The sequence below is a fragment of the Montanilutibacter psychrotolerans genome (assembly GCF_003719825.1).
In the GTDB taxonomy this organism is placed as follows: Bacteria; Pseudomonadota; Gammaproteobacteria; order Xanthomonadales; family Xanthomonadaceae; genus Montanilutibacter; species Montanilutibacter psychrotolerans.
Genome location: NZ_RIBS01000002.1, coordinates 593513 through 606785, shown reverse-complemented (window position 1 = coordinate 606785; position 13273 = coordinate 593513). Strand labels below are relative to the sequence as shown.

Genomic DNA, 13273 nt, shown 5'->3' with positions numbered 1-13273 from the left:
GGTGCGATACCGCTGCACCATGTGTCGTTAGGTTGAACCGCCGCGGGATTGCGACGGGGCTTTCTGCTGCGCAAGCCGGCCGTGAGAGGGCTGGCCCACGTCGCCCCGGAGGGCGGAATGGCCGGCGAACCGGCCATCCAAGACGCGACTACGACATCGCGACTATTCGTGCACCAACGCCAACACGCGCTCGACGACCGCCTCGATGCCCAGGCCGGTGGTGTCGATGCGAACGGCGTCTTCGGCCGGCCGCAAGGGCGCCACCGCGCGTTGGGCATCACGCGCATCGCGCGCAAGGATCTCGCGCAGCAGACCAGGTAAGGTAACGGAAACCCCCTTGTCGTTCAACTGCTTATAGCGTCTTTGCGCCCGCTCGTCGGCGCTGGCCGTCAAAAACACCTTGTAGGCAGCCCCGGGGAAGATCACCGTGCCCATGTCGCGGCCATCGGCCACCAGGCCTGGCGGCTGGCGGAACGCACGCTGCCGATCCTTCAGGGCTTCGCGCACTTCGGGAATCGCCGCAATCGCCGACGCCGCCGCGCCCGCGGTCTCGGTGCGCAGCTCGTCGGTGGCATCGGTGCCGTTGACCAGCACCCGCAGCTCGCCCGAGTCGTCCTCGCGGAAACCGATCTCGGTATCAAAGGTGCAGCGCACCAATGCCGCCGGGTCGGCCAGATCGAGGTCGCCCCAGCCGGCCGCCACGCCGACCGCGCGGTACAGCGCACCGGAGTCCAGGTAGTGCCAGCCCAGGCGCTGCGCAACGAGGCGGCTGATGGTTCCTTTGCCCGATCCGGACGGGCCATCGATGGTGAGTACAGGGATTTCAGGGTTCAGGTTGGAATCGCTCATGCGGTGCATTATGCGCGGCCGTACGGGCTTGCCGGAAACCCCAAACCACGGGGTCATAGGCGACTCGCTAACGCAATTTCCGCAAGCACTTGATTCGCGGAAGGAATACCCGCTAGAATTGTGGGCTGAATTTTCTATCCCCGTTGCCGAGGTCTGTCATGAAGGTCCTGTCCTCCCTGAAGTCGGCGAAGGCCCGTCACCGCGACTGCAAAGTCGTCCGCCGTCGTGGCAAGGTCTTCGTGATCTGCAAGTCCAACCCGCGTTTCAAGGCGCGTCAGCGCTGAGATTGCGGGCGTCCTGGCTCAGCCCTCACGGGCGGCCTGGACTGCACCAGCCGGAAGCCGCCTCAGGGCGGCTTTCTGCGTTTGCGGGCGCCTTGGCGTCGGCCATCCGGAAGCACCGGATGTTCGAATCCGTGACGACGGCGTGCTGCCGCCGGATCGGGCCATGTGCGTACAATCCGACGGTCCATTGCGAGGCCATACCATCATGAATTCCCGCATTGCTGCATTGCCGCTGTTCGCCCTGCTTGCCCTTGCCGGCACGGCTGGTGCCGAAACCCTGCTGATCGAGCGCGTCCAGGAAGAAAACCGCACCGCCATGCCCGCCCGCGGGCAGACGATGGCCCAGGTCGAAGCCCGCTACGGCGCGCCGACCCAGAGGCTGGATCCCCGCGGTGGCCAGAAGCGCCAGTGGCCCGCCATCAATCGCTGGGTGTATCCACAGTTCACGGTGTACTTCGAGCGCAGCCGCGTCATCGACGTGGTGGCCAACCAGGCCGACGCCACCGAAGTCGGCCCGAAGCCGCCGATCCGCTGATCGCACCACCGAAGCCAGGCCCCGCCCGGCTTCGGCAGCGCGGGCCTGCGACACGCGCGCCCGCGTCCTGATTCTTCCGGCTGCGCCTTGGCGCGCAGCCCGACACACCGGGCCGTCGCCACATGACCAACGCTTCATTGCGCCTTCCCGCGGAATGGGAACCCCAGTCCGCCGTCCTGATTGCATGGCCGAATGCCGACACCGATTGGGCCGATCGCCTGGGCGATGTCGAGGAAACCTACATCGCCCTGGTTGCCGCCATCACGCGGTTCCAGCCGGCGCTGATCATCGTCTCCGACGACGACGTGCAAGCCTACGCCCGCGCCCGCCTGTCGTCGGCACGCATCGACATGGACCGCGTCAGGTTTGTCGACGCGCCGTACGACGACACCTGGCTGCGCGATTCCGGCCCGATCACGCTGGCCGACGCGGACGGTTTCCGCCTGCTCGACTTCCGTTTCACCGGCTGGGGCGGCAAGTTCGACGCGAGCCAGGACGACCTGCTGGTCGAGCGCCTGCACGAAGCTGGAACTTTTCTTAAGAGTTCGCGACAAAGCATTGATTTTGCCTTGGAAGGCGGCGCCATCGATGTCGACGGCGCCGGCACGCTGCTGACCACATGGCAGTGCCTGCACGAGCGCCACCCGGACGCGAGCCGCGAAGATCTGTCGGCAAAACTGGCCAACTGGCTGCGGCAGGACCGCGTGCTGTGGCTCGACCACGGCTACCTGGAAGGCGACGACACCGACGCCCACGTCGACACCCTCGTCCGCTTCGCCGCGCAGGACGCCATCGTCTACCAGGGCTGCGACGACCCAAGCGACTCCCACTACGCCGAGCTGCAGGCGATGGCCGCCGAGCTGGCCGCGCTGCGCACGCGCGACGGTCAGCCGTATCGCCTGTTCGCGCTGCCGTGGGCCAAGCCCATCGTCGATGACGGGCGACGGCTTGCCGCCAGCTACGCCAACTTCCTGATCGTCAATGGCGCCGTGCTGATGCCCAGCTATGGCGATCCCGTCGACCCCCAGGCGGTGGCCGTGCTGCAGGAGGCGTTCCCGGATCGCGAGATCGTTTCGGTACCGTGCCGCCCGCTGATCTGGCAAAACGGCAGCCTGCATTGCATCACCATGCAGTTGCCGGCCGGGCTGGTGTAAAGACCCACCTTCCGATACCGGCTGGCGCGCGCCTCCGGTCGGTATCGCAGGACTAGCAACAGGCGCCGCGGCCACGGCCAGCGGCACGCCCGGCAACGATCGCCTGCGATGATGACCTTGTTGGCACCGTGGACCGACGCCCTCCCGCCGACCACCCGCCCCCGTTTCGGAGACACCCCATGGCCAAGCACAGCACCCTGCCCGTCGCGTTGATCCAGGACCGCGACCACGGCAGTCGCGAGGCGAACCTCGCCAACATCGAGGCGCGCGTCGCCGATGCCGCCGCGTCGGGTGCGAAGCTGGTCCTGTTGCAGGAGCTGCACAACGGCCCGTACTTCTGCCAGCACGAGTCCGTCGACGAGTTCGACCTGGCCGAGCCGATTCCGGGCCCCAGCACCGAGCGCCTTGGCCAGTTGGCCCGGCAACACGGCGTGGTGCTGGTCAGCTCGTTGTTCGAACGCCGCGCGGCCGGGCTTTACCACAACACCGCGGTGGTGTTCGACGCCGACGGCAGCACGGCCGGCAAGTACCGCAAGATGCACATCCCCGACGACCCGGGCTTCTACGAGAAGTTCTACTTCACTCCGGGCGACATCGGTTTTGAACCGATCGACACCTCGGTCGGTCGCCTCGGCGTGCTGGTGTGCTGGGACCAGTGGTATCCGGAAGCGGCGCGACTGATGGCGCTGGCCGGTGCCGAGATCCTGCTGTACCCGACCGCGATCGGCTGGGATCCGAGTGACGAACAGGCCGAAAAGGACCGCCAGCGCAACGCCTGGATCCTCAGCCACCGTGGCCATGCAGTCGCCAACGGCCTGCCGGTGCTGAGCTGCAACCGCATCGGCCACGAGCAGTCGCCGCTGGACGCGGCCGGCATCGATTTCTGGGGCAACAGCCACGTGCTGGGTCCGCAGGGCGAGTTCCTGGCCGAGGCCGGCAACCACGACGCCCAGGTGCTGTTGGCCGAGGTGGACATGCGGCGCAGCGAGCACGTCCGGCGCATCTGGCCGTTCCTGCGCGACCGTCGCATCGACGCCTACGGCGATCTGCTCAAGCGATACCGCGACTGAGCCCCCCGCGGACGACGTCGACGACCGCCCGCATCGTCGTACGCGACGCGATCGCCGGAGACATTCCGGCGATCACCGCGCTGTATGCCGACGAGGTGGTGCACCGCGTCGCCACCTACGAACTCACCGCGCCGGACGCGACGGAAATGGCACGACGCTGGCGCGCGATCGTCGACACGGGATACCCGTACCTGGTGGCCGGACTATGGCCTGCTAACGCTATGGGCGCGGTCGAGTGATGCCGGACCGGAGATTCCACGTCCGGCCCACCCAACGCCCCCGCGGTCAGCGCAGCCGACCGACGACGCATCACGAAATCGAGCCGACCAACGGCACTTGACGAAAACACGAACGGTCGTGCTATTTTCGCGGCATGGCATCGACTGCAACCATCGGCAAAGGCGCCGCCACCCGTGAGGCGATCATCGATCGCGCCTACGCGATGGCGTGCTCCTCCGGCCTGGAGGGGCTGTCGATCGGCACGCTGGCGCAGGCGGTCGGCATGTCCAAGAGCGGTGTGTTCGCGCACTTCGGTTCGCGAGAGGACCTGCAACTGGCGGTCCTGGACAGTGCGGCCGACCGCTTCCTGGCGTACGTGTTCACCCCGGCGATGAAAGCCCCTCGCGGCCTCGCCCGCCTGGCGACGATGGTCGACGACTGGTTCGACTGGAGTCGCCACACCAACGGTGGATGCCTGTTGCTGGCCGCGGTCAGCGAGTACGACGACCGCCCCGGCCCGTTGCGCGATCGCGTGGTGAAGCAGCAGGCCGACTGGCGCAAGCAGATCGCCCATGCCGTGCAGCTGGCGATCGACACCGGCGAGGTCGACCCGGCCTGCGAGCCGCAACAGATGAGTTTCGAGATCTACAGCCTGGCGCTGGGTGTCCATCACGACGCCGGCCTGTCAGGTCACCCGCAGGCGCTTGCCCGCGGCCAGCGCGCGTATCGCCGCCTGATCGATTCCTACCGCACCACCCGCAACAACACCTGACCCCACCGATCCCCTGGCATCGAGCCCCGGAGGCCCGCCATGACATCGTCGCAGACCAAAATAAGCACGACCGTTCGCACTTCTTTGAAAGTGAAGGGAATTCGCCTGCTGTTCGCGGTGGGCGGCCGACTCGCACCGGCCGGTACCGAGCGCCGGGCGGCCGCCCTGTTCACGAAGCCGTTCGCCTCCTCCCGCACCCGAGCGCGGGACGCCGCGCTTGCTGGCGCCACCAAGCAGACCTTGCGGATTGGAGATTGCGACATCGCTACCTACGCCTGGGGCGATCCGGCCAGCGAGCCCTACGTGCTGTTCGCGCACGGCTGGTCCAGCCACGGCACCCGCGTGGTTCCGTGGGTGGCACCGCTGCGCGCGGCCGGTTACGCCGTGGTCGCATTCGACCACCGCGCACACGGCAACAGCAGCGGCAGCGACGCCAACCTGGTGGCCTTTACCGAGTTGCTGCTGGAAATCGGCCGCCGCCACGGACCGGCCGCGGCGGTGATCGGCCACTCCCTGGGCGGCGCTGCCACGGCGTTGGCGTTATCGCGTGGACTTGCCGCCGAGCGCGCGATCCTCATCGCCCCGGCCGCAGACCCGGTCGACGCCGCACGCCGATTCGCGCGGCTGATCGGCATGGCCGAGTACCTGTGCGCGCGGATGGTCGCCGGCTTTGAACGGCGCGTCGGCATCAGCTTCGAGCAGTTGCAGGCCCATCGCGCGGCGCCGCAGATCGGGCGCCCCGCGCTGATCGTGCACGACCTGGACGATCGTGAGGTGCCGTGGTCGGAAGGCGAGCGATACGCCCGCTACTGGCCGCAGGCCCGTTTGATCAGCACGCGCGGGCTGGGCCACAAGCGGATTGTCGACGATTCGTCGGTGATCGCGGCGGGCCTGCGCTTTCTGCGCGGCGAAGACGTCGGCGAGCGTGTGGTCTCCTCGCCGAACCTCCCCTATGGCTTTGCCTGAACAACCGCGCGGGCAGGTTTGCCGGGCCCGCGCCCAGCCACTAAGCTCTGCCAGCCTATCGCCGGCCCCTCACGGGCCGGCCCATCCGCCAACGGCGCCGCTGGCGCCGTTTTGCCGTGAGCGACTCCCCCGACATGCCCGTCCTTCGTTCCGATCGTCCGCACGCCCCTGCCCTGGTCATCGCGGAGTGCGCGCATGGTTGAGTCGACCGTCGTGAACTCCACGCCTCAGCCGGCGCGTTCGATCGCGCAGGTGCTTCTCGACCAGCCGCACGAGATCGTCGAGCGCGACGGCGTGCGCTACACCCTGCTGGGCACCGCCCACGTGTCCCAGGCCAGCGTCGACGCCGTGCGCGACGCCATCGGCACGGGCACCTTCGACGCCGTCGCCGTCGAGCTGGACGCGCAGCGCCTGCAAGCGCTGGCCGAACCCGACCAGCTGGCCAAGCTGGACCTCGTGCAGGTGATCCGCACCGGCAGGACCGCGCTGTTTGCGGCAAACCTGGCGCTGGCCGCGTACCAGCGCCGCCTGGCGGAACAGCTCGGCGTCGAACCCGGTGCCGAACTGCGCCGCGCGGTGTTCGAAGCGCGCGAACGCGACCTGCCCGTGCAACTGATCGATCGCGAGGTCGGGCTGACCTTCAAACGCGCCTCGGCCCGGCTGGGCTGGTGGGATCGCGCCAAGCTCGGCAGCGGCATCGTCGCCGCGCTGTTCGTCGACGAGGAAGTCGGCGAGGACGAGATCGAAAAGCTCAAGCAGGGCGACATGCTCGAATCGAGCTTTGGCGAGTTCGCCAGCGACAGCCCGGTGCTGTACGAAACCGTCATCGCCGAACGCGACCGCTACATGGCCGCGCGCCTGCGCGAAGTGCGCAACGGCGAAGGCGCCGGCGAGGTGCGCGAAGTGCTCGCCGTGGTCGGCGCCGGCCACTTGAAGGGCCTGGCCAGCCACCTGCGCGAGGAAACCCGCGCACCGGCGGCGATCGTCGAAGAGCTGGTCGCGATCAAACCCAAGAGCAGCATCCCGTGGTTCACGATCGTGCTGACCAGCTTCGTGCTGGGCGGCTTCGCCTGGGGATTCTGGCGCGGCGGACTCGATGTCGGTGCCGACCTCATGCTGCAGTGGGTGCTCGCCACCGGCGTGCTGGGCGCGATCGGCTGCGCGATCGCTGGCGGCCACCCGCTGAGCATCCTCGTGGCATTCGTCGCCTCGCCGATCACGCCGCTCCATCCGGCGCTGGCGTCGGGCACGTTGAGTGCACTGACCGAAGCCTGGGTGCGCAAGCCCACCTATGCCGACTTCATGGCACTGCGCGACGACGTGCAGACCGTCCGCGGCTGGTGGCGCAATCGCGTCTCGCGCGTGCTGCTGAACTTCTTCCTGACCAGCCTGGGCACCGCGATCGGCGTGTGGACCGGTGGCCTGCGCATGATCGGAAAGCTGTTCGGCTGAGGACTGTCCGGCAGCGCGCCGTTCGCCCCGGGGATGCCCGGGCCGGCGGCGCACACCACCTCATCGAAACGGAGCGCCATCCGTGGCCCAGTACTTCAGCGATGCCAGCTTCAAGTTCCTGAAAGGCCTGGCACGGAACAACTCGCGCGAATGGTTCCACGCGCACAAGGCCGACTACGACGAGCAGGTGCGTGCGCCGTTCCAGCGACTGCTGACCGACCTGCAACCGGTGTTGGCCACCATCAGCCCGCACTACCGGGCCGATCCCAGGACCGTGGGCGGTTCGCTGTTCCGGATCCAGCGCGACACGCGCTTTGCCAGCGACAAGACACCGTACAAGTCCTGGCAAGGTGCGCGCCTGTTCCACGAGCGCGGGCGCCAGATCGAGGCACCGTCGTTCTACCTGCACCTGCAACCCGGCGGCAGCTTCATCGGCAGCGGGTTGTGGCACCCGCAGCCGGACACGCTGCGACGCATGCGTCATTTCATTCTCGACAACCCCGGCAGCTGGCAGGCCGCCGCGCATGGTGCGAAGTTCCGCAAACGATTCGAACTGGACGACAGCGAGATGCTGGTGCGCATGCCGCGCGGTTTTCCCGATGATGCGGCGCACGCCGACGACCTGCGTCGCAAGAACTACGTCGCGTGGCGCGCACTCGACGACGCCACCATGACCGGGCCGCGACTGCTGAAGACGCTCGAGACCGACCTGGCCGGCATCGCGCCCTTCACCGACTACCTCTGCGCCGCACTCGACCTAGAGTTCTGAATGACGCCCGCCGTGTTCCGACGTTACGCGCTGTTCTACCTTGGGTACTACGGCACGCTGGGCGCCTACACCCCCTACATCGGCCGGTGGGTGGCATCTCTGGGCTATGGCGGCTACGTGGTCGGCGCGATGCTGGCGCTTTGGTACGGCAGCCGCATCTTTGGACCGCCGCTGTGGTCGCGCCTGACATCGCGCAGCGCGGTACCCGGTCGCTGGCTGGTGATCGGCTGCCTGTTGGCGGCGCTGGGATTTTCGTTGTTTGCCGGTGTCGCCAACCGCGGGCCGATGTTCGCAGTCATGGCCTGGTTCGGGCTGTGCTTCAACTCGGTGATGCCGCAGTTCGAGGCGATGACGCTGTCGGCCCTGGGATCGCGCAGCGACGAGTACGGACGCATCCGTGTCTGGGGCTCGATCGGATTCCTGGTGGTCGCCGGCAGCTACGGCTGGCTGCTCGACCGCCTCGGCGAGGCGATGTTCGTCTGGCTCACCCTGCCCTGGCTGCTGCTGACGATTGCGGCCGCCTGGCTGCATCGCCGCGACGGCGCCGACAGCATCACCGTCGCGCCCACCACGCCGCTGGACGACAACCAGCTGGACAGCGCGCCGGTGCTGCAGCGCCCCGGCATGGCTCGCCTGCTGGCCACGACCCTGCTGATGCAGCTGGGCTTCGGCCCGTTCTACGTGTTCTACACCTTGCACCTGCAGGCACAAGGTCACGACGGCATTGCCGTCGGCGTGCTGTGGGCGGTGGGCGTGCTGTGCGAGATCATCATGTTCTGGCAGGCACCTGCCCTGGTGCGCAGGTTCGGCGCGCAACGCCTGATCGGCGCCTGCCTGGCGGTGACCGCGCTGCGCTGGTGGCTGGTGGCAATGGCGGGCGGTTCGCTGGGCTGGATGGCGTTGGCGCAGACCAGCCATGCCCTGAGTTTCGCGGTGTTCCACGCGGCCTGCATGCGGCGCATGGCCGAGTTGTTCCCGCAGCGTCGCCACATGGTGACCGCGCAAGGCCTGTTGTCCGCGATCAGCGGGGGAACCGGTGGCGTGCTCGGCGCGGGGCTGGCCGCCGTCGCCTGGCAACACGGTGGCGGAAATCTGGCGTTCTCGGCCGGCGCGATCGCGGCGCTGGCAGGACTCTCGCTGCATCTGGCAACTGCCGCCCGGGCCAAGGCCCTGCCGGCGTCCTGATACCGCCGGAAACGTCGCCGCCCGCATGGGGGCGGCGACGTCCGTTTCGATCAGGCCGCCTCGACGTTGGCCGCGCGCAGCCTGCGGGCTGCCTCGACCATCGCTTCCAGTGCCGCCTGCGTCTCCGGCCAGCCGCGCGTCTTCAGGCCGCAGTCCGGATTGACCCACACCTGCGCCGGATCGAGCACGGCCACCGCCTTGTGCAGCAAGGTGGTCATCTCGTTGGCGTCGGGTACGCGCGGCGAGTGGATGTCGTACACGCCGGGGCCGATCTGGTTGGGATAGCGGAACTTCACGAACGCATCCAGAAGCTCCATCCGCGATCGCGACGTCTCGATCGAGATCACGTCGGCATCCATTGCCGCCACCGATTCGATGATGTCGTTGAACTCGGAGTAGCACATGTGGGTGTGGATCTGGGTGGCGTCGGCAACGCCCGCCGCCGCGATGCGGAAGCACTCCACCGCCCAGTCGAGGTAGGCCTGCCAGTCGCTGCGCTGCAGTGGCAGCCCTTCGCGCAGCGCCGGCTCGTCGATCTGGATCACGCCGATGCCGGCCGCTTCCAGGTCGAGCACCTCGTCGCGCAGCGCCAGCGCGATCTGCCGGCAGGTCTGCGCGCGCGGCTGGTCGTCGCGCACGAACGACCACTGCAGCACCGTCACCGGGCCGGTCAGCATGCCCTTCATCGGCTTGTGCGTCAGCGACTGCGCATAGGTCGACCAATACACCGTCATCGGCGCCGGGCGCTGCACGTCGCCGAAGATGATCGGCGGCTTGACGCAACGCGAGCCGTAGCTCTGCACCCAGCCGTTGCGCGTGAACGCGAAGCCGTCGAGCTGCTCGCCGAAGTACTCGACCATGTCGTTGCGTTCGAACTCGCCGTGCACCAGCACGTCGATGCCGATCGCTTCCTGCAGACGCACGCACTTGGTGGTTTCGGCCGCGAGGAAGTCGTCGTAGGCCGCCTGTGACAGCTTGCTGGCCTTGTTGCGCGCGCGCGCTTCACGTACGTCACGGGTCTGCGGGAACGAGCCGATCGTGGTCGTCGGGAACACCGGCAGGTTCAGGCGTTGCGCCTGCACCACGCTGCGCTGCGGGTAGGCCGAAGCCCGTGTCGCGGTGGCGGCATCGATCGCGGCAACACGCGCGGCCACCTGCGGCCGGTGCACCTTGTCGGACTGGCGACGCGTCTGCAGTCGCGCGCGTGCCTGATCGAGTGCCGCCGGTGCGTCCGGCGCGCCATCCAGCGCGTCAGCAAGCACGCGCAGTTCCTCGATCTTCTGCCGCGCGAACGCCAGCCAGCTCTGCAGCTTGCCCGGCAGCGCCTTCTCGGTCGAGGCGTCCACCGGTACGTGCAGCAGCGAGCACGATGGCGCGAGCTGCAGCGAGCCGCTGCCGCGTCGCTCCGCCGCGCGCGTCGCCAGCGCCAACGCACGATCGAGATCGCCTCGCCAGACGTTGCGGCCGTCGACCACGCCCAGCGACAGCGTCCGGCCTTCCGGCAGTGCATCGAGTACGTCGTCGAGCTGGTCCGGCGCTCGCACGAGGTCGACGTGCAGGCCATCGACCGGCAGCTCCGCGGCCAAGGCCAGGTTGCCGCCCAACGCCCCGAAGTAGCTCGCCAGCAGCACCTGTGGCCGCGCGACCTGCGCCAATGCGGCGTAAGCCTTGCGGTAGGCCGCGTGGTCGTCGTCGTCCAGGTCGAGCACCAGGCACGGCTCGTCGATCTGCACCCATTGCGCGCCGGCCACCTTCAGCGTTTCCAGCAGTTCGGCATAGACCGGCAGCAGCCGGTCGAGCAGCGCCAACCGGTCGCTGCCATCGACCGCCTTGGACAGCAGCAGGAAGCTCACCGGTCCCAGCAGCACCGGGCGCGTCTCGACGCCCAGGGCCCGCGCTTCCAGATACTCACGCAAGGGCTTGTGGTCACGCAGGCGGAACGCCTGGTCGCGCTGCAGCTCGGGCACCAGGTAGTGGTAGTTGGTGTCGAACCACTTGGTCATTTCCAGCGCGTGCAGGTCGAAGCCGTTGTTCTGCACGCCGCGTGCCAGCGCGAAGTAGCCGGCCAGCGGATCGGCGTCGGCCAGTGCGCGATAGCGATCGGGAATGGCGTCGACGGCGAACGCGGTGTCGAGCACCTGGTCGTACAGCGAGAAGTCGTTGCTGGGCACGACATCCGCGCCGGCCGCGCGTTGCAGCTGCCAGTGCTGACTGCGCAACTCGCGCGCAGTGGACTGAAGTTGTTCGGACGTTTCCTCTCCGCTCCAGAAGGCTTCCAGTGCGCGCTTGAGCTCGCGCCGGGCACCGATCCGCGGGAAGCCGAGATTTCCAACGATGGACATGATTGCGTTTCCTCGATTCGTGATGAATGAGGAACGAAGGAACCGCGCGTTGATACCTCCGCGACATCGCGGACGAATCCTCACCACGCGAGTGACCTTCGCCCCCTCGGGCGAACCGGAACCACGTCGAGGAAGCACAGGAGGACGCATGCGCTGCACGGGCAGCACGCACGGGCTCCGGCCACTTCCCCTCGGAAGCTCCAGGTCAGGCAGGGATTGCTCCCTGGTCGAGGCAGGTCTTCGGGCTCGTGGACATGGGACGTCGGGACGCCCCGCCTACTGTTCGCCGCTTCCCGGCCCCGAGAGGCCAGTGCCATTGGCGAAGGTCGTTTCCACACACCGCTGCGGGGCAGCGCCGGAATTGGCCGTCAGGCCGTACCGGCTTCCCTTTTAATTCCATCGCAACATCCGCATGAAGCGATGGACACCGTCAACGGTGCGCAAGGTACGCGCTTGCGACGCGATGCGTCAAGCAACGGTTGATGCGCGCCAACACCGGCGGCTGACGCGAACTCCCGCACCGGCCCTCGGCATCGCAGTGCGTCGTGCCCGGTGCCGCTGGCCTGCTGGCCCCGCCTGCCCCCTTGCTCGCGCAAAGCCGCGAGTTCTGGCAGACGGTCGATGCCGCGCAGCTGCGTGCCGGCGTCGACATCGGCCTGTCGTCTCCGGGTGCGCTGATCCGTCTGAGCCCCGCGCGCGGCGCTGCCGCGTTGACCAGCCGTGAGCTCAAACTGCATGCCAACGGCAAGCCCGTGGCCCTGCAAGCCACCGCCAGCGACGTGCAGTTGCAGGCGGCCGGCATGGACGTGGCACCCGGCACCGCAATGGCGCGCGTGGCGCCAGGCAACGGTCCCGGCCGCTACCGGCTCACCGCCGCGGCCGCGAACGGACGCTACGTGATGCACGTGTTCGAACCCGACAGCAACGTGGTGCTGCGTGCGCGCGCGGATCGCAATCATGCCGTCGCGGGCAACACCGTCAGCGTCACCGTGGACTTGAGCCACGACGGCCGCGCCGTCCCGATGAAGGCCGAGGCGCTGCTGGTCGCACCCGATGGCAGCTCGCAAACGGCAACGGTCGTGCGCGGCCGCGATGGCAGCATTCGAGCGAGCGCGCGCATGCCGTCCAGCAATGGCACCACGCCGGGGCTGTGGGAGCTGCAGGTGTTCGCCACCGGCGACGGCGTGCAGCGCGACGCCCGCACCGCGTTTGCCGTCGCCCAGCCGACGGCGCGCTTCAGCGGCGTCCAGTCGGTCAATGCCGCGGCGTTGCGTATCGCGTTGCCGGTGCAGGCCGGGTCGCCGGGTCGCTACGAAGCGCGCGGCACGCTGTATGCGACCGGTCCGGACCACGTTCTGAGGCCGGTGGCCCAAGGCCACAGCGCTACCTGGATGCAGCCGGGCACCCACACGTTGGTGCTGTCGTTCGATCGCAAGCATCTGCCCACCGGCTACGGCGCGCCGTTCGAGGTACGCCAGCTGGAACTGCACGACCAGACGCGGATCGCGCCGCTGGAAGTGCGGGCTCGCGGACTGCGGTTCTGACGCGACACGGTGGCGGCATATGAGGTTGGGGGCGCTGCCGGCGCGGACGCGTTCCGTTTGCGCCGGCACCGCGCGGGACGCCGCACGGCCGTCGATAGCGGCCTCCCTCGGTCCAAAGGCTAAGCTGTCGCT

At 68.3% G+C, this 13273-nt stretch carries 12 protein-coding genes and 1 riboswitch; of the genes, 10 read left to right on the top strand and 2 right to left on the bottom strand.

The annotated features are described in order from the left end of the window. Positions 1-162: 162 nt before the first annotated feature. The gene (cmk, locus tag EER27_RS06185; protein WP_123087132.1) at positions 163-849 is read right to left on the bottom strand and encodes a (d)CMP kinase; all 687 of its coding nucleotides are present in this window, start codon (positions 847-849) and stop codon (positions 163-165) included. Positions 850-1007: 158 nt separating this feature from the next. Between cmk and ykgO the strand changes: the two genes are divergently transcribed. The 9 genes from ykgO to EER27_RS06140 all read left to right on the top strand — a co-directional run bounded on the left by ykgO (position 1008) and on the right by EER27_RS06140 (position 9255). Beyond that, positions 1008-1133, top strand: coding sequence for a type B 50S ribosomal protein L36 (ykgO, locus tag EER27_RS06180; protein ID WP_010342887.1), 126 nt, complete (start codon positions 1008-1010; stop codon positions 1131-1133). A gap of 205 nt (positions 1134-1338) precedes the next feature. Next, positions 1339-1668, top strand: a complete 330-nt coding sequence (locus tag EER27_RS06175) for a hypothetical protein (protein ID WP_123087131.1) — start codon at positions 1339-1341, stop codon at positions 1666-1668. A 122-nt stretch (positions 1669-1790) separates the two neighbouring features. Then, complete coding sequence (locus EER27_RS06170) at positions 1791-2822, top strand: agmatine deiminase family protein (RefSeq protein ID WP_123087130.1); 1032 nt, start codon at positions 1791-1793, stop codon at positions 2820-2822. Between the two features lie 179 nt (positions 2823-3001). After that, positions 3002-3892 (top strand): carbon-nitrogen hydrolase, encoded by an 891-nt coding sequence (locus tag EER27_RS06165; protein ID WP_123087129.1) that lies wholly within the window; start codon positions 3002-3004, stop codon positions 3890-3892. Positions 3893-4265: 373 nt separating this feature from the next. Continuing rightward, positions 4266-4883 (top strand): TetR/AcrR family transcriptional regulator, encoded by a 618-nt coding sequence (locus EER27_RS06160; protein ID WP_123087128.1) that lies wholly within the window; start codon positions 4266-4268, stop codon positions 4881-4883. 90 nt (positions 4884-4973) lie between these two features. Next, a complete protein-coding gene (locus tag EER27_RS06155) occupies positions 4974-5849 on the top strand; it encodes an alpha/beta hydrolase (protein WP_223807193.1) in 876 nt (291 codons plus the stop codon). A 195-nt stretch (positions 5850-6044) separates the two neighbouring features. After that, entirely contained in the window at positions 6045-7301 is a 1257-nt protein-coding gene (locus tag EER27_RS06150) for a TraB/GumN family protein (RefSeq protein ID WP_123087126.1), read from the top strand. An 82-nt stretch (positions 7302-7383) separates the two neighbouring features. After that, positions 7384-8070, top strand: coding sequence for a DUF2461 domain-containing protein (locus EER27_RS06145; protein WP_123087125.1), 687 nt, complete (start codon positions 7384-7386; stop codon positions 8068-8070). Beyond that, a complete protein-coding gene (locus EER27_RS06140; protein WP_123087124.1) occupies positions 8071-9255 on the top strand; it encodes an MFS transporter in 1185 nt (394 codons plus the stop codon). 50 nt (positions 9256-9305) lie between these two features. Here the strand turns inward: EER27_RS06140 and metE are convergent, their stop codons facing one another. Next, positions 9306-11597 (bottom strand): 5-methyltetrahydropteroyltriglutamate--homocysteine S-methyltransferase, encoded by a 2292-nt coding sequence (gene metE / locus EER27_RS06135; protein ID WP_123087123.1) that lies wholly within the window; start codon positions 11595-11597, stop codon positions 9306-9308. 214 nt (positions 11598-11811) lie between these two features. After that, a riboswitch (cobalamin riboswitch) is annotated at positions 11812-12045 on the bottom strand. Between the two features lie 97 nt (positions 12046-12142). Here metE and EER27_RS17645 point away from each other — a divergent pair. After that, positions 12143-13141: a DUF4785 domain-containing protein gene (locus EER27_RS17645; protein ID WP_123087122.1), complete on the top strand. Its 999-nt coding sequence runs from the start codon at positions 12143-12145 to the stop codon at positions 13139-13141. Positions 13142-13273: the final 132 nt, after the last annotated feature.